Here is a 23,654-nt window from a genome sequence, read left to right as displayed (position 1 = left end):
TTGTCGGGTGGCGGCTACGCCTTACCCGACCTACGTTCACACGCACGTAGGCCCGGTCAGGTGTAGACGCCACCGGGCCGCAATGTCAGAACAAAGTACTTCCGCTGACGACTGAAATAACCAACAGCAGAAGCAACACTGCGACAATCAGACCAAAAGCCAGTAACGCCGCATGAAAAGCGAGCGTGGCCCCGGAAAAAAACAGTGCACCACTCACCCCCCATCTGTTCTCTTTGCGCATCCCAGCCGTGAAGGCAAGCCCTAATGCCACAACGGATAAAATGATTCCGCTATTGATAAGAATGCTGTCGATATCGAACGCTTTCTTTTTTGCCTCAACGACCGGCTGTTCTCCCTTTATGCCAGCAATGATGCCTTTTTTTACCGCCGAAACCTTTTCAGCCACAACAATTTCAAGGGTCGTCGATTTTGTCGAAAAAGGACCAAAGGTGAACTGCACTAATGAGAGAAGCAGTGCAATAACCCCGAGTAACATTCCCACTGAACTGAATTTATTCCGCAACAAGATTTCCATATCAGCATGCCTTTGACGATGTTTAAACTAATCTGCCGGGTGGCGGCCTGTGTTCGATCACCCGTAGGCCCGGTAAGGCGTAGCCGCCACCGGGCTATTTCCCGGCCTGCGGATGCGTATCAAACCCCGCCATCACCGCCGTCAGCTCGGCCAGGGTAAAGGCGTGCTTCGGGTCATCAACGCCCAGGCCAAACCGCTCCTGCAGCAGCTTATACAGCGCCTCCGCATCCGGCAAATGGATCTGCTCCTCCACATGACCGTTCTGCCACTGGGTAAAGTTGAAGTTGGTCAGCGTCAGCTTGCCGCCGTCCGGCAGATGGCGGCACATCAGCAGATGATGGCGGAAATGCGACTGCGGCCAGTGCGCCGACCAGAAATTCCCCATCACGTAATCGCTGAAATACTGCGTCGTCAGGTCAAAGTGGTACATCGACTGCCAGTGCTCGTGGTGGCGGAACTGCAGCACCCAGTCGTTGCCCTCGCTCAGCAGACGATACAGACCGTGCGGCGTTTCCTGCTCCTCGTTAGCGAGTAAACGAATCGGCGCCGTCAGCGTCTGGCCGCCAAACCCCACGTCCGCAATCCAGCGCTCACCGTTAAGCTCCACCAGCAGCAGGCGGTGCGTGCGCGGCGGCATTTGCGGCGGGCTCGCTAATACCACGCGCCCCAATACGCTGCGCACGGTAAACCCGACGTCACGCAATACCCGCTCAAACAGGCCGTTTTGCTCAAAGCAGTATCCCCCACGGCGGGCGGTCAGCAATTTGTCGACCAGACACTGGTCTTCGAGATGAATTTCGCGCGGCAGGACGACATCGATATTCTCAAACGGGATCGCGCAGTTGTGATGTAAATGCAGTGCGCGCAGGGTGTCTATATCAGCAGAAGCCGGTTGCTTCCAGCCGATGCGGGCGAAATAGGCGGTCAGAAAGGGGGACATATATCAGTTTCCTTTGATAGTGATGCTGTGTTTATAAACTAATTCTACGCGCTCACTTTGATTTACGTGCTTTTTCGTCATACTCATCGTTACAGATGAGGAGATCCTATGAGCCACTTTCGCCCTGTTGAATTACGTCATGCCAGCCGTCTGCTGAACCACGGTCCTACCGTACTGATTACCAGTCGTGATGAAACGCTCGACAGACGTAACGTTATGGCCGCCGCATGGTCCATGCCCGTTGAGTTTGAACCGCCACGCATCGCGATAGTCGTGGATAAAAGTACCTGGTCACGCGAACTGATCGAACGCAGCGGGAAATTTGGCATCGTCATCCCCGGCGTGGCGGCGGCCAACTGGACTTACGCGGTGGGCAGCGTCAGCGGGCGCGACGAGGACAAATTCAACTGCTACGGGATCCCGGTCGTGAATGGCCCGGAGCTCGGCCTGCCGGTCATTGAAGAGAAATGCCTGGCGTGGATGGAATGCCGGTTATTACCCGTGACCTCCGCTGCAGAGAAATATGACACGCTGTTTGGTGAAGTGGTTTCAGCGGCAGCGGATGAGCGGGCGTTTATTGCCGGACGCTGGCAGTTTGACGGGGATAAGCTCAATACCCTGCATCATCTTGGAGCCGGGACGTTTGTGGCGAGCGGGAAGATGGTGAAGGCGCTGGATTGATATTCTTAATCATATCCCACTGAATTATAGTAAATTTCTATGGCATTTTATGTTTACTCTTGCGTTGTAAAACGGAGGATATTTCCGGAGTTGCTGCATTAGCACTCTCCCGTTAAGGAAATATCAATGTCATGGAATAAAGATGGCGCAATCTCCTATGCAAAATCACACGCCCAACCGAAGAGCACCGGTTATTGTGCTCGCTACGTCACCGAAGCGATCAGAACGGGGGGAAAATTAAAAATTTCCAATACGCGTCTGGCAAAAGATATGGGGCGTACATTGGTCAACGCTGGATTCCGCCTGGTATACGATCAACCTCATGCCGGAGACGTAGCCGTTATCCAAAATATAGTGGGTCACGATAGCGGGCACGTTTGCATTTATGATGGTCAGCAGTGGATAAGCGATTTTGTACAACGCACCCTGTATCCGGGACAGGCTTACCGAAACATACAGCCTCATTACGAACTGTTCAGGCACGACTAATGAAAATACTCTGCTTTTTTCTTTTTGCCCTGTCTCCCTTCGCGGTCGCAGATAGCCTATCTTCACCAGACCAGGCTGCGCTTAAATTCAATCAATGGTATATCGCTCAGCTGAATCAGGACAAACCGCCAGTGCTGAATCCAGACATCATGAATGAATACGTTGCGTCAGGGACAATTGCTGCAATTAAGGAGATGTACTCAGGAGACAGTAACGAAAAAGACATGCCCGATGCGGATATGTTCATCAAATCACAGGATTGGGATGAGGACTGGGATCAGATAACCGTTCTGCATTCTGATTTTGATGCCGTTTGCACCAACGTTTATGTCGCATTCGGTCAGAAACAAGATCACGTTGTCGCAGATTGTCTCGTTCAGGAAAAAGGAAAATGGAAAGTTCGTTCGGCCACGCTGATTAAGTAACCACGAGCCAGGGAAAGAAGCGCCCCCTCGTGAGGGTGAAAAAGCACAGGGTAGCCTGGCGGCTACCCTGTACAATTACTTAACTACTTCGCACGCCGTGCAATAATCTCATCCGCAACATTCCGCGGGGCTTCCGCAAAATGGTGGAACTCCATCGTATACGTCGCGCGTCCCTGGGACATCGAGCGCAATGTCGTGGCATAACCAAACATCTCCGCCAGCGGCACGTCAGCGCGAATAATCTGGCTTCCGTACTGCTCTGCCATCCCCTGCACCATGCCGCGGCGGGAAGAGAGATCGCCCATGATGTTACCGGCGTACTCTTCCGGTGTTTCCACCTCCACGTGCATGATCGGCTCAAGGATCACCGGATCCGCCCTGCGGGCGCCCTCTTTAAAACCGAGGATCGCCGCCATGCGGAACGCCATCTCCGAGGAGTCGACGTCGTGATACGAGCCAAACGTCAGCGTCGCTTTGACATCGACGACCGGATAGCCCGCCAGCACGCCGCTGTTCATCGCTTCCCGCAGCCCTTTCTCAACGGACGGGATATACTCGCGCGGCACCACGCCGCCCTTGGTGGCATCTTCAAATTTAAAACCACTTCCTGGCTCCAGCGGCTCCAGACTCAGGACCACATGGCCGTACTGCCCTTTACCGCCGGACTGTCGGACAAATTTGCCTTCGATGTCCTTCACCGTTTTACGCAGGGTTTCACGGTAGGTCACCTGCGGACGACCGATATTTGCCTCGACGCCAAACTCACGCTTCATGCGATCGACGATAATCTCAAGGTGTAGCTCACCCATCCCGGAGATAATGGTCTGACCGGACTCGTCGTCAGTGTGCAGGCGGAAAGACGGATCTTCCGCCGCCAGACGCTGCAGCGCGATGCCCATTTTCTCCTGATCGCCTTTGGTTTTCGGCTCAATCGCCAGCGAGATCACCGGGTCCGGGAACTCCATGCGCTCAAGCGTAATGACGGCGTTCGGATCGGTGAGCGTGTCGCCGGTGGTTACGTCTTTCAGCCCCACGCAGGCCGCGATATCCCCGGCGCGCAGTTCGTCCACCTCGTGGCGATCGTTGGCATGCATCAGTACGATTCGCCCGATGCGCTCTTTCTTCCCTTTTACCGGGTTATACACCGCGTCGCCTTTACGCAGCACGCCAGAGTAGACGCGGATAAAGGTCAGCTGCCCGACGTACGGATCGCTCATCAGCTTGAACGCCAGCGCCGAGAACGGCTCATCATCGCTCGGGTGACGCTCCGCGTGCTGCCCTTTTTCATCCACGCCATCAATGGCCGGCACGTCCAGCGGCGACGGCATCAGCTCGATCACCGCATCGAGCATGCGCTGCACCCCTTTGTTTTTAAACGCGCTGCCGCAGAGCATCGGCTGGATCTCGCCCGAGATAGTGCGAATACGCAGCCCTTTAATAATTTCCGCTTCCGTCAGGTCGCCGGTTTCCAGGTACTTGTCCATCAGTTCATCGCTGGCTTCCGCCGCCGCAGAGACCATTTTTTCCCGCCATTCCTGGGCGGTACTGGCTAAATCGTCCGGCACGGGGGCATAGGTAAACACCATGCCCTGCGTCGCATCGTCCCACAGAATGGTGCGCATTTTGATCAGATCCACCACGCCGGTGAAGTGATCTTCGGCACCCACCGGGATGACAATCGGCACCGGATTGGCCTTCAGGCGTTCCTGCATCATCCGCACGACGCGGAAGAAGTCGGCACCCGGACGGTCCATTTTGTTGACGAAGGCCAGACGCGGTACGTGATATTTATTGGCCTGACGCCAGACGGTTTCCGACTGCGGCTGCACGCCGCCCACGGAGTCATATACCATCACGGCACCGTCGAGGACGCGCATGGAACGTTCCACCTCAATGGTGAAATCCACGTGCCCCGGGGTGTCGATGATGTTAATCCGGTGCGGCTCATACCCTCTGTCCATGCCTGGCCAGAAGCAGCTGACCGCCGCGGACGTAATGGTGATCCCGCGCTCTTGCTCCTGCGCCATCCAGTCAGTGGTTGCCGCGCCATCGTGTACTTCACCCAGCTTGTGGCTCATCCCGGTATAAAACAGGATGCGCTCGGTGGTGGTGGTTTTACCGGCATCGATATGCGCGGAGATACCGATGTTGCGATAACGTTCGAGAGGGATGGGTCGGGGCATGATATTTCCTTAGTCAGTATGACGTGTTTGTGACGACCAGGATGGTCGTGCATTCGTTCGTTTGCTATAATAGTCCTATTGTACGAGTATTATCGAACTATTTTTTAAGGGTTGACCTATTGTTGATATAGCTCAATCTGACGCCATACGCAGGAAAACGATGATCCCTAACCACCCTGAAACAGAACAAATACTGCTGGAAAATGTGCTGTTTGCCCTCGGCAACCCGCTCCGGCTATCGATTATTCGCCGGCTCGCCGACGGCAGCGAACTGAGCTGTAACGCGCTGCGCCCGGAGGACGTGGTGAAGTCCACGATGACCCATCACTGGCGCGTATTGCGCGACAGCGGGGTCATCTGGCAGCGTCCGCAGGGACGCGAAAACATGATTTCATTGCGACGAGACGATCTGGATACCCGTTTTCCAGGGTTGATGGCGATCCTGCTGCAGGTTAAGTAATTTCAGTCCCTTCCAGGCGATAGACCGGGACCTGCCGGGTTGTTTTGGTAAGCGTATCGAACACCTCGGCGTTGGACGTCACTATCCGCATCCCTGTTTTGCGTAACCGTTGTACATCAGCCGCGATGCGCTGAATGCCAAACCAGAAAAGCCCGTCGAGCGCGGTTACAGACAGCCCGTTGTCCAGCGCCAGTTTGAGGCGTTCCTTTGGCGCTTTCACCTGCTGGGCAATTTGTCGGTAAGACGCTTCCGTCGCGCCCGTGGCGTCACTGCGCTGGATCCGCGTCTTCAGGTGATAGGTAAACTCGTCAGGTATGCCGTCCAGATCCCGTTTAAGGCTGTAGACGCAGCCAAAGCGCTTGCCATTGAAAAGAACATTTTTCTGACTGAGCTGAAGCTCTTTCCTGACGGCATCAATCAACTGGGGCGCACGGGTGAGAAGCAACCTGAAGGGCAGCTCGAAGCTGGTGACGTAATCCACATTAAGCAACGCGAGGCGCAGCCGCTCCTCTGCACCGGCCTTTTGCTCACGACACTCCTCCAGAACTTCTGCCCACTGGCGCGTCAGGCGCTCCGGTTCGGCAGCTTCGGTCAGGAGATATTTTTCAATCTGATAATCAACTCTTCCGGTCATCGTGTGGTATCCCGTCGCTGTGGCTGCGGTAATTCTATACAGCGCGGTGAGTTTTATAAAGGACTGAACCGCAGCCACACGCTGTAAATGTCGTTGCGATTCAGTATCCTGACGATTCGAATCAGTGCGCCATAATCCAGCCCATCAGCAGCGTGGCGAAAATCACCGTTGAGGCACCGCCAATACGCGTCGCGATCTGCGCGAATGGCATGAGCGACATGCGGTTGGAGGCGGACAGAATGGCCACATCTCCCGTACCGCCCAGCCCACTGTGGCAGCAGGTCACAATCGCCGCTTCCACGGGATACATATTCAGACGCGACGCAATCACGTAGCCGCTCAGCGCCATCGCAATCACCACCGATCCGCATACCACTACATAGCCCACCGAGAAGACCGACACCACGCTTTCGAGCGGCACGTATAGCATCCCGAGGCCGATCATCAGCGGCCAGACCAGCGCAGCCGAAACGAATTTATAGCAGCTGTGCGCCCCCTGCTCCATTGAGGCCGGGATCACCCTGAAGTATTTACACAGGACGGCAATCAGGATCATCAGCACCGGGCCGGGAATATGGACCAGTTTTTCAAACAAGCCTCCGACGATGAAAAACGCGCACACCATCAGCAATCCGCCGCCCATCAGATGAAAATCCGTCTGCTGAGCGCCAGGCGCCCCGGCGAACAGGCTGGCGTCGTCTTTACTCCGCGTGAGCATGCCATTTCCTGAAAGCGCAGGACGTTTCGTCCCGAGACGCGCCAGCGAGCCGGCACAAATAATGGCGAAGATATTTCCGACGACCGCAGCGGGAGCCAGCTGCGCCACGTAGACGTCCGGCGTCTGCCCCAGGATTGCCGAATAGGCCAGAGACAGGGGCAAAATCCCCTCGCCAATTCCACCGCCAATGATAGGGACAATGATAAAGAAGAAGGTGTGGTAAGGCGTATACCCAAACAGCGTTCCCACAATAAGCCCGCTCAGCACGGCCATCAGTGTTCCCGCCACCAGCGGAACAAACATGCGCATCATGCCCTGGATCAGCAGCACCCGGTTCATCCCCAGAATGCTGCCAACCACCAGGCAGGCGATGACGAAATAGAGCAGATTCGCCTCCTTCATCAGCAGATGCACCGTATCAAGGGTTTGTTTCCCGAATGCGCCAAAATAGACCAGCACGGAAGGCACCATCAGACACAGGATCGCCGGGCCGCCGATGTCCTTCAGCACGGGGATTTGACGGCCCACTTTGGCAAACGCAAAACCAAGGGTCATGATGACCGCCAGTCCGCCAATCATATTTTTCGGCAGCAGCCCTGCCCAGGCGGACGTCGCCACAATCGCGGCAATCCCGACGAACAGCATCAGCGGAACCGCGCCCACCTCGGTCGTGTTAAGCCCAAAAGCAAAACGCGAGGTCGACAGCGCGGAAGTCGGTACAGGATTATCTTTCATATAATCACCTGAAATTTGTGTTCGGATATACAGAGAAAGGAATAAGCGGAAAACTATTCCTGTTTCGAATAAATGTTCTTAAATTGAAAATAATGACTTTGGTGGCCTTTTCTCAAAAACAGGCTCAGCGTGAAATTAACATGGGCTTTCGAAGAGAAATGTGAACACAACAGCCCTTTCCTTTTAAATAATTTAATTCATTATTATGTAACTAAAGTTATTCATGGCATTCAATGCAATTCTTTTGAAATTAATAAAACCAGAAATAATGTGACCCTTATCACTCCTGCTCCGTTAGCTAAGCGCTAAATTAGCTCCCCAACAAAACACAGAAAACCCCGTGTCTTTATCATCCTTTAAGTCACTGTTTCTGCTCGACTTATTTCTGTTTCGTTTAAATATTCAGGAGTTAACCATGTCTCGTAAAGACGTTCTGTACACGCCCTATAATGGCGCCGTACTGCTGGAAAATCCGTTATTAAATAAAGGCCTCGCCTTTATTAAGGAAGAGCGGGATAATTTTAATCTGCATGGATTATTGCCGCATAACGTTGAAACCATTGAAGAGCAAACGGAGCGCGCCTGGGTGCAGTTCTGCCATTTTAAAAGCGACATTTCCCGCCATGTTTATTTGCGCAATATTCAGGACACCAATGAAACCCTCTTTTACAACCTCCTGCGTTCGCATCTGAAAGAGACGTTACCGATTATCTATACCCCGACGGTGGGTGAAGCCTGCGAGCATTTCTCCACGATTTATCGCCGCGCGCGCGGCTTGTTTATTTCATGGCCTAACCGCCACCGCATTGATGAGATGCTGCAAAGTTTCTCGCGCAACGACGTTCGGGTGATTGTGGTAACGGACGGAGAACGCATTTTAGGCCTCGGCGACCAGGGTATCGGCGGTATGGGCATACCGATTGGCAAGCTGTCGCTGTATACCGCCTGCGGAGGGATCCATCCGGCCTCCACCCTGCCGATTATGCTGGATGTCGGCACCAATAATCAGCAACACCTCGACGACCCGATGTACATGGGCTGGCGTCACCCGCGCATCAGCGACGACCAGTACGCTGAATTTATGGATATGTTTATCAGCACGGTTAAGGCGCGCTGGCCCAACGTTCTCCTGCAGTTTGAAGACTTTGCGCAGAAAAACGCCACCCGACTTCTGCAGCGCTACCGCGACCAGCTGTGCTGCTTCAATGATGATATCCAGGGCACAGCAGCCGTCACCGCCGGGACGCTGATCGCGGCGGCGCACGCGGCGGGGACGCGCATTCGCGACCAGCGCGTGGTGTTCCTGGGCAGCGGCTCTGCCGGATGCGGGATTGCTGAAAAAATTGTGGCGCTAATGGTCGATGACGGCCTGAGCGAGTCGGAAGCCCGCAGCCGGATCTTTATGGTCGATCGCTTCGGCCTGCTGACCGACGACATGACCAACCTGCTCGATTTCCAGAAAAACCTGCTTACCGCGCGCGACGCCGTTAGTCGCTGGCAGGTAGACTCGCAAAATATTTCCCTGCTGGACGTGGTGAAGAACGCGCATCCCACGGTGATGATCGGCGTTTCAGGCCAGCCGGGGCTGTTCAGCGAAGAGATCGTCAAAGAGATGCATCGCCACTGTCCGCGCCCGATTATCATGCCGCTCTCGAACCCAACGTCACGGGCGGAGGCCCAGCCTCAGGACCTTATCGCCTGGACCCAGGGTGCCGCGCTGGTGGCCACCGGCAGCCCGTTCGCCCCGGTATTCTGGGAGAATGCGCACTATGAGATTGCCCAGTGCAACAACGCCTATATCTTCCCGGGCCTGGGGCTGGGCGTGCTGGCCTGTAACGCTCGCCGGGTGACGGAAGAGATGCTGATGGCAGCAAGCCGCAGCCTGGCCGCGCAGTCTCCGCTCGTGACCACGGAAAGAGGAGGATTGCTGCCGCCGGTAGATCAGATTGAAACGGTCTCACGCCAGATTGCCGTTGCCGTCGCCCGGGCCGCCGTTGAACAAGGCGTGGCGCCAGCGTTAGATGATGAAACCCTGATGGCGCGTATCGAGAAAACCTGGTGGCAGGCGGACTATGCGCCGTACCGCCGATCCGCGCTGTAGCGCCGGTCATGCCCTCACCGCAGGGTGAGGGCATCGCTGTGGTGTCAGTGCTGTATGCGTGAACGGTCAGAAAAATCGCTGGCGGTGAGACTATCACCCCGAGTTGCCGCCTGTTTCAGACGGGCATACCGGTCAGGTACCCCTTCAGGACGGGTTTTGAAGCGACGGTGCAGCCACATATATTGTTCAGGCGCCATGCGTACGGCCTGCTCAATTGCCCTGTTCATCTGCGTCGCCACGGCTTCTTTATCGCCGCCCTGCATCGCCTCGCTGATATCCTCCAGAATAATCAGCTCGTAACCGGTGCCATCCGCCCTGCGGCGCGGCACAAAGGGGATAACGGCAGGGTTAGCGCTTTTGACCAGCATATAGCTGCCCGCCGTCGTCGCGGCATCCGGCACCGCAAAGAACGGCACAAACACGCTGTTGGTTTTGCCATAGTCGTGATCCGGGGCGTACCACAAAATTTCATTCTGCTTCAGCGCGCGGATCATGCCCTTTAAATCATGGCGATCGAGCATGGTTTTGTTGGCGCGCAGACGCCCGCGCGTCTGAAGCCAGTCCAGCAGAGCATTGTTATTAGGACGATAGACCCCGATACCGGGGTTAAGCATGCCAAATATCCGCGCGCCCAGCTCAAGGGTCAGAAAATGTATCCCTACCAGCACCACGCCTTTTCCCTGCGCCCTCGCCTTTTCCATGTGCTCATAACCCTGCACGGTAAAGCATTTCTTTACCCGCCACGCAGGCCAGAACCATGCCATTCCGGTTTCGATTATCCCCATTCCTACCGATTCAAAATTACGCTGCAGCAATGACTCGCGTTCATCCTTTTTCATCTCCGGGAAACAAAGCTCCAGGTTGCGGCGGGCAATCTCAACGCGGCGAGGCAGTAAGCGCATCGCCAGTCGACCCAGGCCATGACCGATTCTGAACAGAAGCGGATAAGGGAGCAGCATGATGAGCCACAGAGCCGCAATGCCGGCCCAGCTTAGCCAGTAACGGGGATGAAGAAAGGCGAATGAAAAACGGGGTAATTTTGTCATCAGAAAATTATCCTTTAACGTGTCTGTCCTTAATTGATTCTGTTGGAGATCTTTCCTAAGGATGAATAATATGCCAGTCAGAAACGTTAATTGTAGCGGAAAAGACAAAACGCATTTTTATCGATTTTTGCGAAAAACGGGAAGACGAGCCGGGAAGGATTTATCCGCTCCCCGGCAGAAGATCTTACATCGAATACCCGGGCTTCTTAATAAGCTCCTCCAGCTTCGGTCCAATTTCGGTATCCCAGACCTGCGCCTTCCAGTCTTCAGGCGCGATCTGCTTCAGCGCCACCGACACGGAACTGTCTTTGCTGTTGAAATGGCGAATAATCACGTCGGCAATATCCGCCGCCAGGGCAGCTTTCTGTTCGTCGTTTAAATCACGGGGAAAACATTTAATATCTACGTGTGGCATGTGCAGGCTTCCGGTTGTGAATGTGGGTTCCACGTTATCAGATAATTTTGTTTGCCTTTAACACCTTGTGCAGTTCCGGTCGCTGACATACAGCGTCCGCAATCGCCGTGAATTTAGGGGTATTTTCGGCAAACCAGGCGTAACGGGGCCCCCAGGTGCGCGCTACCGCAATATACACATCCAGCAGCGTCAGCCGTTCCCCCAGCGCAAACGGGGTAGCCTTAAGCTGGCTTTCGAACCACAAATAAAGAGATTTCCGGTATTCGATGCAGTTTTTCTGCAGCTGTTCCGGCGCATCCGGCACCCAGCGTTCGGGATAGTCTGCATAGGTAAACGTGGGATAGACGTTGGCTACGAACCAAATGAGCAAACGCAGAAACGGCTGACGTTCAGCCTGCCCCACGGGCGGGGCGAGATCGGGACACCGGTCGAGCACCATCAGGGCAATCGCCGCCGTTTCGGTCATGATGGCGCCATTTTCCAGCGCCAGCGTCGGCACCTGGCACAGCGGATTGAGCTTGTGCAGCAATTCACGCTGCGGACCGGGCTGGTCAAACCCGTCCACGTTGATGAATTGATAAGGGATATCAGCCAGGGTCAGCATCACCTCACTGATTGCCGAGCCCCAGCCGGGTACGCCATAGAGTTTAATCATGTTGCCCCCTCAGGAGTGAAAATCCTAAGTGTAGAGCACCATTAGTAGGTTATCCCAGGCGGGTTGACCTCCGATTGCGTCACCGCTTCGCCCTGCTCGCCCCAGCGCGCCAGCACCTTCTGGTACTCTCCGCGCTCAATCGCACCGTTCAGCGCGGCCTGCAGGGCATAAACCAGTTGATTGCCTTTTTTGGTCGTGGTGGCGACATAAGCTTTCTTCGGCCCTAAACCGACCACGCGGGTTTTGCCGGTGAGCGCCGCTTTGTAAGCTGAAACCGACTGGGGGCCGAAGAACACATCCGCCCTGCCGGACTGGATATAGAGATTGCCCGAGGCATCGTCGTGAAGATAGACCGGCAGCGCAGGCGCCCGCCCCGCCTTTTTATTCTCTTCGTTCCAGCCCAGCAGGATGCGCTCCTGATTGGTACCCGAGCCGACAATCACCTTTTTCCCGACCAGATCTTCCGCGCTTTTGATTGACTGAATCTCGCTGGTGGATTTCACCGAAAATGCCAGCGAATCGACGCGGTAGGTCGCAAAATCAAACTTCTCTTTACGCTGTTCGGTCACCGCAATGTTCACCAGCGCCACGTCGTAGCGCCCGGAAGCGATCCCCAGCGGCCAGTCTTCCCACGCCGTCGGCACCAGCTTTAGCTTCAGCCCCAGGCTGCCCGCCAGCAGGCGGGCAATATCCGGGTCGCTGCCGATCCGCGTGCGGTTATCGCTGGCCAGCAGCGCCAGCGGCGGGGAGTTCAGCATCGAGACGGCGACCGTCAGCGTACCTGGCTCAACGAATTTATACCCGGCGGGGATCTTCGCCACGGCCTGCCGATCCACCGTCACCGGCAGCGGCTGCTCGTTGGCTTTCAGATCGATGCTGGCGTGGCTCGCCGTCGTGAAGACCAGCCCCGCCAGAAGTCCATATTTCATCTGCGCTCCTTACAGCACTTTTGACAGGAACTGGCGCGTTCGCGCATGTGACGGACGGTTTAATACCTCGTCACTGCTGCCCTGCTCGACGATTTTTCCGTCGACCATAAACACCACCTGATCCGCCACCTCGCGGGCAAAGCCGATCTCGTGGGTCACTACCACCAGGGTAGTGCCGGACCGGGCCAGCTTTTTGATTACGTCCAGCACTTCCCCTACCAGCTCCGGGTCCAGCGCCGAGGTGGGTTCATCAAACAGCATCACGCGGGGACGTAACGCCAGCGCGCGGGCAATGGCAATGCGCTGCTGCTGGCCGCCGGAGAGATGGCGGGACCAGGCGTCGGCTTTATCCCGCAGCCCGACCACGTCCAGCAGGCTGTACGCGCTTTCCACCGCCTCTTTTTTGCTGAGCTTTTTATGCGCGATGGGCGCCTCAATCAGGTTTTCCAGCACCGTGAGATGGGGAAAGAGATTGAAGTTCTGGAACACATAGCCCACGTTGACGCGCTGTTTGAGGATCTCTTTCTCCTTCAGCTCGTAGAGCTTGTCGCCCTGACGACGGTAGCCAATGTAGTCCCCGTCGATCTGAATAAAACCTTCGTCGACGCGCTCCAGGTGGTTTATGGTGCGCAACAGCGTCGATTTGCCCGAGCCTGAGGGCCCAAGAATGACCGTCACGGATCCCGGCGGGATCTCAAGCGACACGTTGTCGAGCGCCTTATGGCGACCAAAATATTTGCTGACGCCGGTAATCGAGATATGTCCTTCAGGAGAGGCTTGCATGGATAGGCTCCTGTGCTGGCGTGGTGGTGACGGAACGGGTGCGACGGGCGGCACGGTTCTGATTAACCGCAGAGCGGCGTTCGCTGCGGGCGAGTGCGCGCTCAACACCGTACTGGATAGCGGACAGGACGGTGGTGATCGCCAGATACCAGGCGGCACCGACCATCAGCAGCGGGATCACCTCCTGCGTGCGGTTGTAGATCATCTGAATGGTATAAAACAGCTCCGGCATCGCCAGGACGTACACCATCGCCGTGCCCTTGGCGAGGCTGATGATTTCATTGAACCCCGACGGCAGGATGGTGCGCAGCGCCTGAGGCAAAATGATGCGCACCGTGCGGCGCCAGGCCGGCAGGCCGAGCGCGGCGGCGGCCTCATACTGCCCGTGATCGACCCCGAGGAAACCACCGCGAATGATCTCGGCGGTATAGGCGCTCTGCACCAGCGTTAGCCCCACCACGGCGGTAGAGAACTGCCCCAGCACGTTGATGGTTTCAAAACTGCCCCAGGTAATACCGGTGAACGGCACGCCGAGCGAAAGCGTGTCGTAGAGATAGGAAAAGTTGTACAGGATAATCAGCACGACGATCAGCGGCAGCGACCGAAACAGCCAGATGTACGCCCACGCCAGGCTGCTCAGCAGCCAGGATGAAGAGAGTCTCGCCAGCGCCAGCATGCCGCCAAACACCACGCTCAGCACGGTGCAGATCAGCGTCAGCAGCAGGGTCTGCCCGACGCCTTCGAGGATCACCGGGTCGAAGAACCAGCGGGCGAACACCGCCCACTCCCAGCGCGGGTTAAAGGCGACTGACTGAATCACGACCGCCAGGACAAACAGCGCCACCGCGGCGCCGACGGCCCGCAGCGGATAACGCGCCGGGACCACCTTAATGGTTTCAACGTTGCTCATCGTCGTTCCTCATGCGGTTTTGCTGAACGCTTCACGTACCAGCGTTTTGGTGAAACGCAGCCGACCGTCAAACGGCGGCTGGCTATACTCTTCCGGATCGCGGTTCAGATCGAACTGCGGCTGATAGCCCTGGCTGAGATAGAGCCTGACCGCCTCCGGCTGACGAAAGCCGGTTGTCAGGTAGATTTGGCTGTACCCTGCCAGCACCGCCCTGCGCTCAAGCTCCTGCACTACGCGCCCGGCAAGCCCCTGCTGACGCAGGGTTTTGTCCGTCCAGATGCGTTTGATTTCCGCGGTGCGTTCGTCGAACGGTTTGTACGCGCCGGTGGCGATAATCTTCCCGTCGCGCTCCAGGACGATAAACAGCCCCTGCGGCGCTAAATACCACTCGGTGAGCTCCACTTCCGCGTCTTTGGAAAAGTAGTCCCCGTAGCGGGCCGCATATTCACCGAACAGCCCCTCGATAATGGGCTGAAGTTCGGCATCTTCCGGTGAAACATCACGAAATCGTTCGCTCATCACGCCTCCTTAATCGCCCAGGCCCGCCGGGTTCACTTCGGACTGAGGAATGCGCTCAACCCCTTCTCCCCAGCGGTTCAGCACTTTGTCGTAATCGCCGTTTTTGATGACGCCGTTCAGCGCGGTCTGCACCGGCTCAACCAGCCCGCTGCCTTTTTTCAGCGTCACCGCGATGTGCGCCGCCTTCGGCCAGCCGCCGTCGACGCTGCCCACCAGTTTGGTTTTCCCGTTCAGCGCCGCTTTCCAGGCGCCAATCACGTTCGGGCCAAAGTAGGCATCCGCGCGCCCGGACTGCAGCGCCAGGGTTTGGGCCGCATCGTCTTTGGTGTAGATCGGGGTAAAGGGCTTCAGTCCCTTCTTCAGGTTTTCAGCATTCCATGCCAGCAGGATGGCCTCCTGGTTGGTGCCGGAGCCCACGATAATCTTCAGCCCGGCGATGTCTTCCGCCTTCTGAAGCGATTTGATCGGGCTGGTCGATTTCACGTAGAAACCGAGGGAATCCTTACGGTAGGTGGCAAAATCAAACTTCTGTTTGCGCTCTTTAGTGACGGTGATGTTGCTGATGGCGGCATCGTATTTCCCGGACGCGACGCCCAGCGGCCAGTCTTCCCAGGAGGTGGGCACCACGTTCAGCTCCAGCCCGAGGCTGTCGGCGACCAGACGCGCGACGTCAACTTCGCTTCCCAGCAGCGTTTTGTTGTCGTCGGAGAAGACCGTCAGCGGCGGCTGATTGAGTCCCGCCACCGCCACGGTAAATTTCCCCGGCACGGCAAAGCGATAGTCTTTCGGCAGCTGCGCCACTGCCTCGCTATTTTTCGCGGTGTTAATCGGCGTTTTATTGGCCTCGATGCTCACGCCGGTGCCGTTAATATTGACGTTCTCTGCCCAGACGGCAGGGGTAAAGGCCAGCGCGAGCGCCAGAACAAGCGATGATTTCTGCATAGCGGGGTTCTCTTTTATTGTTGTGTGTACTGGTTTTTCGGTTGATCTAAGCCAAGGCTTTCGCGCAGCGTGGTGCCCGGGTAGTCGGTACGGAACAGGCCGCGAGACTGCAGAATCGGTACCACCTGGTCAACAAAGCGCGGGAAGGTGTCCGGCGTACCGCCCTGAATGATGAAGCCGTCTGCGGCATAACCTTCAAACCAGGCCTGAAGACCGTCAGCCACCTCCTCCGGGGTGCCGGAAAAGCGCGGGCGCGGCGAAGCGGCTTCAAGCGCCACCTGACGCAGGGTTAAGCTGCGTTCGCGGGCGTTACGCTTGATTTCATCCGTGGTGCTGCGGAAGCTGTTTTTGCCTAAGTCGCCGATATCCGGGAACGGCTCGTCGAGCGGATACTGGCTGAAATCGTGATGTTCGAAATAACGCCCGAGGTAATTGAGGGCGTCATTAATAGACACCAGCGCCGCCGTGGTCTGGTACTGGTGTTCCACGTCATCGGCATCTTTCCCCACAATCACGCTAACGCCCTGGAAAATATGGAGATCCGACGCGCGGCGGCCGTTTGTTTCCAGCTGCTGTTTTACGTCCTGATAAAAGGCTTTTGCCTCGTCGAAGGTCTCGTGGTGGGTAAAAATGGCGTCGGCATGTTTCGCCGCCAGCTTTTTCCCGTCGTCCGACGCCCCGGCCTGAAAGACAATTGGTCGCCCCTGCGGCGTGCGGCCAATATTCAGCGGACCGGCGACATGGAAGAAGTCACCGTGGTGATCGAGCGTATGCAGTTTCGCCGGGTCAAAAAACTGGCCGCTCTCTTTGTTGCGGATAAACGCGTCCCCTTCCCAGGAATCCCACAGCCCTTTCACCACGTCGAGATACTCATCGGCAATCCGGTAGCGCAGCGCATGCTCGGGGTGTTTTTCGCGGGAAAAGTTCTTCGCCGACCCCTCCAGCGGTGAGGTCACCACGTTCCAGCCCGCGCGGCCATTGCTCAGGTGATCGAGGCTGGCGAACTGGCGCGCCGTGGTAAAGGGTTCGCTGTAGGAGGTGGATAAGGTTCCCACCAGGCCCAGGCGCGAGGTGATGCTGGCCAGTGCGGAAAGCACCGTTAACGGTTCAAACCGATTCAGAAAATGGGGGATCGATTTCTCGTTGATATAGAGACCATAGGCCACGAAGAGAAAATCGAGCTTCCCTTCCTCAGCTTTTAACGCCGTCGCTTTCACAAAGTCGAAATTAATACTGGCGTCGGCAATCGCCGCAGGATGGCGCCAGGCGGACATATTCCCGGATGCACCATGCAGAATGGTGCCCAGCCGCAGTTGTCGGGTTGCAGACATCTTTACCTCTCCTGAATTAAACGTGTTGCAGGGCTTTTTCCGCAAGCTGTGCAAAATAGCGGGCGGCGGGCTCAATCAGTGCTTCATCCGGGTTAAAGGCCGGGTGATGTAAACCAAACGGACTGTTGCTGCCAATGCTGACAAACGCGCCGGGAACAGACTGCAAATAGACCGCAAAATCATCCCCGCCCATATGCAGTTCCGCGTGACGGGTTTCATAACCGGCCTCACGCGCGACCGAGGTGGCGAAGTCGGCCCAGCGTTCGTCATTCACCAGCGCGGTAGGCCCGGCATACCAGGTGATATCAATCTGCGCGCTGAAGGCGCTGGCAAACCCGGCGGCAATTTCACCCACGCGGGCTTTCACATTCTGCTGTACCTCCGTGCGATGGGTACGCAGCGTGCCTTCCAGCTCGACGCTTTCCGGCAGCACGTTCCAGGTGTTACCGCCCGAGATGCGGGTCACGCTCAGCACCACCGAATCCAGCGTGTTGACGTTGCGGCTGGCGACGCTTTGCAGCGCCGTTACCAGCTGGCTTGCCAGCACGATGGCGTCGTTGCCTTCATGAGGACGTGCGGCGTGCGCGCCTTTACCGGTAATGCGGATCACGAAGCGGTCGACGTTGGCGTAGAACGGCCCGCCGCGTGTGGCGAACTCACCAACCGGCAGGCCAGGCTCGTTGTGCATACCGAAAATCGCGCTGACATCGCGCAGCGCACCGGCCCGCACCATGCTCTTCGCACCGCCAAAGTTCTCTTCAGCAGGCTGAAACAGGATACGCACCCGGCCGTTAAGCGAGGCCTCCCGCTCTTTCAGCTTTAACGCGGCGCCGAGGATGACGCTGGTGTGGATATCGTGTCCGCAGGCGTGCATCACCCCGGCATGCTGTGAGCTAAACGGTACGCCGCTGCGCTCCTCTATCGGCAGCGCGTCAATGTCGGCGCGCAGCGCAACCAGCCTGCTGCCCGTCCCGATTTCCGCCACCAGCCCGGTCGACAGATCGTAAGGCTGCGGGGCGATCCCGGCGTTGGTCAGCCACTGGCGCAGGCGCGCGGTGGTTTCGACCTCCTGGCCGGACAGCTCCGGGTTCTGGTGCAGTTCGCGGCGCCAGGCAATCAGTTGTTCGCCAAAACTCATACGGTGACCTCCTTGTTAAGACGCGCCCCGGCCAGCAGACGCAGCGACGCGACGCGCGTAGCCCCCTCCGCCACCGGCGTGTCGATGATAAATTCGTCAATGCCCCACTGCTGGTGCAGCGCGTTGAGCTGTTCCACTACCGACTCAGCGGTACCCGCCAGCAGCGACTGCGCCCGGCGTGCAATGCGCACCGGCTCACTGCCCGCCTGGCGCGCAAACGCGTAGGCCTGCTCTTCGCTGGCCACGGTGACACGCTGCCCGTTTGCCAGCTCAACGCCCCACACTTCGACCTTCTGCGCCAGCGCGTCTGCCTCGGCCTGCGTCGGCGCGACAATCGCCTGCACCGCCACTATCACGTCCCGCTCGCTGTTCTCACGCCAGGTCGATACCACCTCGCGCAGCAGGTCCGGGTCACCGTTCAGGTGCGCGGCAAACACAAAGTGCCAGTCGAGCCTGGCGGCCAGCAGCGCGCTGTCGGTACTCGCGCCCAGCAGGAACCCCTCAGCAGGCAACGGCGGCAGCGGCGTGGCGCGGACGGCCTCTTCAATAGCGTGATGCTCAGGACGGATCCAGCGGTCGAGCTGGGCCAGCTGTTCGGCAAAGCTGCCCTTTTCCTGTTGATTCAGGCCCTGCTGTAGCGCGCGGGTTGAGAGCGGTAATCCACCGGGGGCTTTCCCAACGCCGAGATCGACGCGGCCAGGCGCCAGCGCGGCCAGCACGTTGAAGTTCTCGGCGACTTTATAGGGGCTGTAGTGCTGGAGCATTACGCCGCCAGACCCGACGCGAATGCGCGTGGTTTGCCCGAGGATCCAGGCAATCAGCAGCTCCGGCGAGGGGCTGGCAAGCTGTGGGGTGTTGTGGTGTTCGGCAATCCAGAAGCGGTGATAGCCCAGATTTTCTGCCTGCTGCGCCAGCGCCAGGGTACGCGCCAGTGCATCGGCAGCCGTTTCGTTTTCAGCGATGGGGCTTTTATCCAGAATGCTGATTCGCCATGACATGTTGCGTTCTCGTTTGACTTAACATGTCGACATTATTAAAGGCGCATTTCACCACTGAGAAACAATTAATTTACATTTAGTTTGCCGGAAAACAGATATATAAAACCCTGCTAAGAATAAGACTTTAAGGAGGCAATCAGCGTTTCCACCTGCTCCCGACGGGTAATGCGGACGAAGCGAATATGGCTATATTGCGGGTTTTGCAGGTCGGCTTCATAGCGCGTACGGTTATTACGCCAGGTTTTGATCGTCCAGATGATAATGGATTCTCTGCTGAAGAACGCGCGCCGGAAACTCTCTTTGTTTCCCGTTCCCGGCCAAAGCTCGTGTTTATGCCAGGCCCGTTTTATTGCTCGGGTGACGGCCTGCCAGAGGGTGCGGGTAAACCCATAATCCACCCACACCACCACATCGACATCGCGCCATTTCAGCGGTCGCGTGCGGTTGTAGTTACCGTCGAGCACCCAGTCTGACGAAGCCTGTAGCGCCTGCGCCAGCTTTGCCTGAAACTCGTCGTCCGGCGTGCCCTGCCAGTCAGAGCGCCAGTAGAGTCTGTCCATCTCGATACAGGGAATAGACAGCGCGGTCGCAATCTGCTTCGCCAGCGTGCTTTTTCCGCTCCCGCTGGTACCGATGACGTTAATTTTCACCTCAGCCTCCCTGTATTTACGAAAATGTGACCAAATGATAGCGTTTTCATCCTGTTAACGAAACGCTATTTCAGCATGACAATTTTTCCAGAGAGACGATCTCCCTCTTGCAGTTTGGCTTATGTCATTTATTTAAATCGATTCAAAATAACACCCACTAAAATATTTTCAATTTTATTACATTCGACAACATTAACATATTAAAAATAATGGGTGCCGGGTATTTCGGAGGATCTCAATTTCAGCGAGAATATGCACAGACCGTTATTAAAATAATCAGTTTTATCTTGCCGGAGCGCTTTCCGGGTTTTTATTCTTGCACAACATCATGGAGTTACTCATGAGGCGTAACACCCCCGTTACACAAAACGAGTATTTACTTAACGCTGGTTCGACGTTAATGTCCACCACCGATATAAAAAGTCATATAACTTATGCCAACTCCGCTTTTATAGAAGCCAGCGGATATAAAGAAGAGCATCTTCTGGGGGAGCCGCATAACCTCATCCGCCATCCCGACATGCCTGCCGAAGCGTTTGGCGACATGTGGTTTACCCTCCAGCAGGGCGAGACCTGGACAGGGCTGGTGAAGAACCGTCGTCATAATGGCGATCACTACTGGGTGCGGGCCAACGTGACGCCGGTCTGGCAGGGGGAATCCCTGACCGGCTATATTTCGGTGCGCAATATCCCCTCACGGGAGGAGATCGCGGCCAGTGAAAATCTGTATGCAAAAGTACGTAATAATGAATTAAAACATTATCGTTTTTATAAAGGACTGTTCGTTCGGCGCGGTTTATTTTCCTTTTTGTCGCTCTTTAAATGTCTCAGTACCGGAAAACGAATTCAGCTTGGAATTACTGTGACAGCATTACTTTCCTGCCTGGCGATGTATTTATTCCGCGATCGTCTCGTTCAGGCCACCACTCTGGTGCTGCTTTTTTCTGCGCTGTCCTGTTATCTCCACGCGCAGATCGCCCGGCCGGTAAAATCCATTGTTCAACAGATGCAGCGCGTGGTTTCAGGACGTAAAACGGACTATTACCATTTTGACAGGATCGATGACATCGGGTTGATGATGCGCCTGGTGAATCAGTCTGGTTTAAACCTGAACTCGCTGGTTGATGATGTCGGGGCGCAAATCAGCGGTATTGGCACCATCAGCCAGCAGGTCGCGAAAGAAGGCGCGGCGCTGCAGGCGCGTTCTGAAGAAACCGCCGATTTCTTGCAGCAAACCGCATCTGCGGTGGAAGAGATCGCCAGCGCCGTGAAGCAGACGGCCGAAACCGCGAACGAGGCGATTCAGATGGCGGATCGCACCCGCGACAGCGCCCACTGCGGGGAAGCGATGATGAAAGAGACCATCGGTATGATGCAGTCCGTTTCGCAGGATAACGGCCAGATCGTCGATATTATCAGCGTTATCGATCGTATTGCCTTCCAGACCAATATTCTTGCGCTGAATGCCGCCGTGGAAGCGGCGCGCGCGGGTGAAGCCGGCCGCGGCTTTGCCGTGGTCGCGGCTGAGGTGCGCAATCTTGCGCAGCACTCCGCGACGGCGGCGAAAGAGATCAAAGCGCTGATCGAGAAAAACGTTGCCAGCGTCAACGCTGGCGTGGAGAAGGTGGGACAAACCGAATCACAGCTGACGGTTATGATCGACAACGTGCTGCGGGTCTCCTCCCTGATTAAGGAGATCGGCCACGCTACGCAGGAGCAAACCCAGGCGCTGACGCTCATCAACGCCTCCCTCTCCCGTATCGGCGCAATGACCCAGAGCAATACGGGGATGGTGGATAACGTCACTCACGCCGCGAATCACCTGACGCAGCGGACGACGCGCCTGCAGCAGGCGATTGCCGTTTTTGGCGGTTAGCCGTTCGGGTACTGCTCGTCGGTCACTTTTTCCAGCCACGTTACCGGGCTGCCGTTTACCGCTTCGGCGATGGCAAGATGCGTCATCGCCGTTTGCGCACTTGCGCCGTGCCAGTGCTTCACGCCGGGTGGGATCCAGGCGATATCGCCCTGATTCAGGATTTCCGCCTCTTCGCCCCACGCCTGTAACCAGCCGCGACCCTGCGTCACAATCAGCGTTTGTCCCAGGGGATGCGTATGCCAGGCCGTGCGCGCGCCCGGCTCAAAGGTTACGGTTGCCCCGCCGACGCTGGCAGGTTCGGTCGCCTGAAAGGGCGCGTCAATGCGAACAGCCCCGGTAAACCAGGCTTCCGGTCCTCGTACTGAAGGTAATGAACCGCTGCGGATAATTTTCATCTTATGCTCCTCGTTGACTGTTGCGTTAACAGTAGCGCAAAGCACTCCGCAGCATTAGGGTGCATAATCAGATAGGACACATGACTGAAACTCATAAATAGAACCGCGATGCTAAAAGATAATTTCAACGATCTGCTCTCCTTTATGGTGGTGGCCCGCGAGCGTAGCTTTACGCGCGCAGCGGCGCAGCTGGGCGTCTCGCAATCGGCACTGAGCCATGCGATGCGCAAGCTTGAAGCACGATTAGACGTTCGCCTGTTAACCCGCACAACCCGCAGCGTGGTTCCGACACCCGCGGGTGAGCAGCTTTTTTCGCGCCTCAGCCCGCATCTGCTGGAGATCGAACAGGAACTCACGGCGCTTCGCAGCAGCCGCGACAAACCCGCAGGCGCTATCCGCATCGTCGCCGGCGAGCACGCGATGGACGCCGTCCTCTGGCCGGTACTGAAGGCTTTTATGCTGCAATATCCTGACATTAACGTCGAAGTGACGGTCGACAATGGCCTGACAGATATCGTCGATGGCCGCTTCGACGCGGGGGTTCGCCTGGGTGAACAGGTGGCAAAAGACATGATTGCGGTGCGGATTGCGCCGGACATGCGCATGGCGGTCGTCGGCTCCCCGGATTACCTGGCTCGTTTTGGCGTGCCGCTCGTGCCGGAGCAGCTGGGTGAACACCGCTGTATCAATCTCCGCCTGCCCACCCGAGGGGGATTGTATGACTGGGAATTTGAGCGCGACGGGCGCGAGCTTCGCGTGCGGGTTGACGGACAGCTTACGCTCAATAACCTGTCGCAGCGCATCGACGCCGCGGAGAATGGTCTCGGATTAGCCTACGTGCCCGAGTCCTCGGTTCTGGACGCTCTGAATCAGGGACGGCTGGTCAGGGTCCTTGAATCGTGGTGCCCCACGTTTGAAGGATACCACCTCTATTATCCGAGCCGTCGGCAGCACACAACCGCGTTCAGGTTACTTCTCGATGCCCTGCAGCAGCAAAAATTTATACCATCTGGTAATAATTAAGAGAATCTGATGATTAAATAATCAACCCCACCATTGTTTTGACTAAAAACTCATCACGTTTCAGCGTGTTGTGATCCCCGTCTGCTCTGACCACACGATTTCCTTCGACGTGCATCACTTTCGGCACGGTTATATTTTGCGTC

At 56.6% G+C, this 23,654-nt stretch carries 23 protein-coding genes and 1 pseudogene; 7 read left to right on the top strand and 17 right to left on the bottom strand.

The window, feature by feature from the left end; genetic code table 11:
* Positions 1-85: 85 nt before the first annotated feature.
* Together ACOTXI_RS07660 and nhoA are read right to left on the bottom strand one after the other, a co-directional pair.
* Positions 86-535 carry a hypothetical protein gene (locus ACOTXI_RS07660; RefSeq protein WP_058654494.1) on the bottom strand — a complete coding sequence of 150 codons (450 nt, stop codon included), beginning with the start codon at positions 533-535 and terminating at the stop codon, positions 86-88.
* A gap of 94 nt (positions 536-629) precedes the next feature.
* On the bottom strand, positions 630-1,475 hold the full coding sequence (gene nhoA, locus ACOTXI_RS07655; RefSeq protein ID WP_058654495.1) for an N-hydroxyarylamine O-acetyltransferase: 846 nt from the start codon (positions 1,473-1,475) through the stop codon (positions 630-632).
* A 108-nt stretch (positions 1,476-1,583) separates the two neighbouring features.
* On the opposite strand from nhoA, the gene ACOTXI_RS07650 reads away from it, so the two are divergent.
* The 3 genes from ACOTXI_RS07650 to ACOTXI_RS07640 all read left to right on the top strand — a co-directional run bounded on the left by ACOTXI_RS07650 (position 1,584) and on the right by ACOTXI_RS07640 (position 3,070).
* Positions 1,584-2,156, top strand: coding sequence for a flavin reductase family protein (locus tag ACOTXI_RS07650; protein WP_008501752.1), 573 nt, complete (start codon positions 1,584-1,586; stop codon positions 2,154-2,156).
* Between the two features lie 126 nt (positions 2,157-2,282).
* On the top strand, positions 2,283-2,645 hold the full coding sequence (locus ACOTXI_RS07645; RefSeq protein ID WP_039025296.1) for a hypothetical protein: 363 nt from the start codon (positions 2,283-2,285) through the stop codon (positions 2,643-2,645).
* Complete coding sequence (locus ACOTXI_RS07640; RefSeq protein WP_058654496.1) at positions 2,645-3,070, top strand: DUF3828 domain-containing protein; 426 nt, start codon at positions 2,645-2,647, stop codon at positions 3,068-3,070. Before ACOTXI_RS07645 ends, ACOTXI_RS07640 begins: the two co-directional genes overlap by 1 nt.
* An 83-nt stretch (positions 3,071-3,153) precedes the next feature.
* Here ACOTXI_RS07640 and fusA read toward each other — a convergent pair whose 3' ends face one another.
* Complete coding sequence (gene fusA / locus ACOTXI_RS07635) at positions 3,154-5,253, bottom strand: elongation factor G (protein WP_058654497.1); 2,100 nt, start codon at positions 5,251-5,253, stop codon at positions 3,154-3,156.
* Between the two features lie 160 nt (positions 5,254-5,413).
* Here fusA and ACOTXI_RS07630 point away from each other — a divergent pair, with 160 nt between their 5' ends.
* Positions 5,414-5,713, top strand: coding sequence for an ArsR/SmtB family transcription factor (locus tag ACOTXI_RS07630; protein ID WP_008501755.1), 300 nt, complete (start codon positions 5,414-5,416; stop codon positions 5,711-5,713).
* On the opposite strand, the gene ACOTXI_RS07625 is transcribed toward ACOTXI_RS07630, so the two are convergent.
* Positions 5,706-6,347, bottom strand: coding sequence for a helix-turn-helix domain-containing protein (locus ACOTXI_RS07625; RefSeq protein WP_021240222.1), 642 nt, complete (start codon positions 6,345-6,347; stop codon positions 5,706-5,708). The genes ACOTXI_RS07630 and ACOTXI_RS07625 overlap by 8 nt on opposite strands.
* 121 nt (positions 6,348-6,468) lie before the next feature.
* The gene (locus ACOTXI_RS07620; protein ID WP_023327567.1) at positions 6,469-7,800 is read right to left on the bottom strand and encodes a 2-hydroxycarboxylate transporter family protein; all 1,332 of its coding nucleotides are present in this window, start codon (positions 7,798-7,800) and stop codon (positions 6,469-6,471) included.
* Between the two features lie 415 nt (positions 7,801-8,215).
* Between ACOTXI_RS07620 and ACOTXI_RS07615 the strand changes: the two genes are divergently transcribed.
* Complete coding sequence (locus tag ACOTXI_RS07615; RefSeq protein ID WP_058654498.1) at positions 8,216-9,901, top strand: NAD-dependent malic enzyme; 1,686 nt, start codon at positions 8,216-8,218, stop codon at positions 9,899-9,901.
* 44 nt (positions 9,902-9,945) lie between these two features.
* Here the strand turns inward: ACOTXI_RS07615 and ACOTXI_RS07610 are convergent, their stop codons facing one another.
* The 11 genes and pseudogenes from ACOTXI_RS07610 to ACOTXI_RS07560 all read right to left on the bottom strand — a co-directional run bounded on the left by ACOTXI_RS07610 (position 9,946) and on the right by ACOTXI_RS07560 (position 20,217).
* Entirely contained in the window at positions 9,946-10,947 is a 1,002-nt protein-coding gene (locus ACOTXI_RS07610; protein ID WP_021240225.1) for a Kdo(2)-lipid IV(A) acyltransferase, read from the bottom strand.
* 184 nt (positions 10,948-11,131) lie between these two features.
* A complete protein-coding gene (gene pptA, locus ACOTXI_RS07605) occupies positions 11,132-11,362 on the bottom strand; it encodes a tautomerase PptA (RefSeq protein ID WP_008501760.1) in 231 nt (76 codons plus the stop codon).
* Positions 11,363-11,399: 37 nt separating this feature from the next.
* Positions 11,400-12,017, bottom strand: a complete 618-nt coding sequence (locus ACOTXI_RS07600) for a glutathione S-transferase family protein (RefSeq protein ID WP_058654499.1) — start codon at positions 12,015-12,017, stop codon at positions 11,400-11,402.
* Positions 12,018-12,058: 41 nt separating this feature from the next.
* Positions 12,059-12,946, bottom strand: coding sequence for an ABC transporter substrate-binding protein (locus ACOTXI_RS07595; protein ID WP_058654500.1), 888 nt, complete (start codon positions 12,944-12,946; stop codon positions 12,059-12,061).
* A gap of 9 nt (positions 12,947-12,955) precedes the next feature.
* Positions 12,956-13,729 (bottom strand): amino acid ABC transporter ATP-binding protein, encoded by a 774-nt coding sequence (locus ACOTXI_RS07590; RefSeq protein ID WP_008501763.1) that lies wholly within the window; start codon positions 13,727-13,729, stop codon positions 12,956-12,958.
* Complete coding sequence (locus ACOTXI_RS07585; RefSeq protein ID WP_103786757.1) at positions 13,713-14,639, bottom strand: amino acid ABC transporter permease; 927 nt, start codon at positions 14,637-14,639, stop codon at positions 13,713-13,715. The genes ACOTXI_RS07590 and ACOTXI_RS07585 overlap by 17 nt, the downstream gene beginning before the upstream one ends.
* Before the next feature lie 9 nt (positions 14,640-14,648).
* Positions 14,649-15,158 (bottom strand): GNAT family N-acetyltransferase, encoded by a 510-nt coding sequence (locus ACOTXI_RS07580; protein ID WP_008501765.1) that lies wholly within the window; start codon positions 15,156-15,158, stop codon positions 14,649-14,651.
* Positions 15,159-15,167: 9 nt separating this feature from the next.
* Positions 15,168-17,431, bottom strand: a pseudogene (locus ACOTXI_RS07575) (NtaA/DmoA family FMN-dependent monooxygenase).
* Between the two features lie 16 nt (positions 17,432-17,447).
* On the bottom strand, positions 17,448-18,569 hold the full coding sequence (locus tag ACOTXI_RS07570) for an amidohydrolase (RefSeq protein ID WP_058654502.1): 1,122 nt from the start codon (positions 18,567-18,569) through the stop codon (positions 17,448-17,450).
* A complete protein-coding gene (locus ACOTXI_RS07565) occupies positions 18,566-19,567 on the bottom strand; it encodes an LLM class flavin-dependent oxidoreductase (RefSeq protein WP_058654503.1) in 1,002 nt (333 codons plus the stop codon). The genes ACOTXI_RS07570 and ACOTXI_RS07565 overlap by 4 nt, the downstream gene beginning before the upstream one ends.
* Positions 19,568-19,677: 110 nt before the next feature.
* Complete coding sequence (locus ACOTXI_RS07560; RefSeq protein ID WP_039266486.1) at positions 19,678-20,217, bottom strand: AAA family ATPase; 540 nt, start codon at positions 20,215-20,217, stop codon at positions 19,678-19,680.
* A gap of 340 nt (positions 20,218-20,557) precedes the next feature.
* On the opposite strand from ACOTXI_RS07560, the gene ACOTXI_RS07555 reads away from it, so the two are divergent.
* Positions 20,558-22,093, top strand: coding sequence for a methyl-accepting chemotaxis protein (locus ACOTXI_RS07555; RefSeq protein WP_058654504.1), 1,536 nt, complete (start codon positions 20,558-20,560; stop codon positions 22,091-22,093).
* On the opposite strand, the gene ACOTXI_RS07550 is transcribed toward ACOTXI_RS07555, so the two are convergent.
* A complete protein-coding gene (locus ACOTXI_RS07550) occupies positions 22,090-22,488 on the bottom strand; it encodes a (R)-mandelonitrile lyase (RefSeq protein WP_021240234.1) in 399 nt (132 codons plus the stop codon). The genes ACOTXI_RS07555 and ACOTXI_RS07550 overlap by 4 nt on opposite strands.
* A 108-nt stretch (positions 22,489-22,596) precedes the next feature.
* Between ACOTXI_RS07550 and ACOTXI_RS07545 the strand changes: the two genes are divergently transcribed.
* Positions 22,597-23,511: a LysR family transcriptional regulator gene (locus ACOTXI_RS07545; RefSeq protein ID WP_008501773.1), complete on the top strand. Its 915-nt coding sequence runs from the start codon at positions 22,597-22,599 to the stop codon at positions 23,509-23,511.
* The last annotated feature ends 143 nt before the right edge of the window (positions 23,512-23,654 follow it).

Source organism: Enterobacter cloacae complex sp. BZL2005 (assembly GCF_049238885.1).
In the GTDB taxonomy this organism is placed as follows: domain Bacteria; phylum Pseudomonadota; class Gammaproteobacteria; order Enterobacterales; family Enterobacteriaceae; genus Enterobacter; species Enterobacter roggenkampii.
Note: the sequence above shows the minus strand (reverse complement) of the source record. Positions and strands in the feature narration are given on the sequence as shown.